The 842-nt window shown below is 62.1% G+C and carries 1 protein-coding gene; it reads left to right on the top strand.

Going from position 1 to position 842, the window contains the following annotated elements; genetic code table 11:
• On the top strand, nucleotides 1-842 hold an 842-nt coding region (locus tag DC522_RS33815), incomplete at both ends, for an SMP-30/gluconolactonase/LRE family protein (RefSeq protein ID WP_133239466.1).

Below are 842 nucleotides of genomic sequence, written 5' to 3' on the forward strand. Positions count from 1 at the left end.
GAGAAGCTCGCGGAAGGCTGCCGTTGGGCGGAAGGCCCCGCCTATTTCCCGGCTGGCCGCTATCTCGTCTGGAGCGATGTGCCGAACGACCGCATGATGCGGTACGATGAGACATCGAACGCCGTCAGCGTGTTTCGCACCCCATCCGGTTATTCCAATGGCAACACGGTAGACCGGCAGGGCCGCCTCGTCACCTGCGAGCACGGCAACCGGCGCGTGACGCGCACGGAGCATGATGGTTCGATCACGGTCATCGCGAGCCACTATGATGGGAAGCGCTTCAACAGCCCCAATGACGTCGTGGCGAAGTCCGATGGCTCGATCTGGTTCACGGACCCTGCCTACGGCATCGATTCCGATTATGAGGGCCACAAGGCCGACAGCGAAATCGGCGCATGCCATGTCTATCGCATCGATCCGCAGAGCGGCACAATCAGCATTGTGGCGGATGATTTCGTTCGCCCCAATGGCCTTGCGTTCTCGCCCGACGAGAAGCGCCTCTTCGTCGCCGATACGGGGGCAACGCATGTCGCCGACGGTCCGCGCCACATCCGCGTGTTCGACGTGGTCGAGAACGGCAAGCTAAAAGGGGGCGATATCTTCGCCACCTGCACCAGCGGGCTCTTCGACGGCTTCCGGCTGGACGATTCTGGGCGGATCTGGACCAGCGCTGGCGACGGCGTCCATTGCTACGAGAGCGACGGCACCCTCATCGGCAAGATCATGGTGCCCGAGGCAGTGGCCAACGTCGTCTTCGGCGGCGTGAAGCGCAATCGCCTGTATATCTGCGCCACTACGTCACTCTATGCCATCATGCTTCCCGTGAATGGGGCGAAGACGTT

The organism is Microvirga sp. KLBC 81 (genome assembly GCF_003075415.1).
Classification (GTDB): Bacteria; Pseudomonadota; Alphaproteobacteria; order Rhizobiales; family Beijerinckiaceae; genus Microvirga.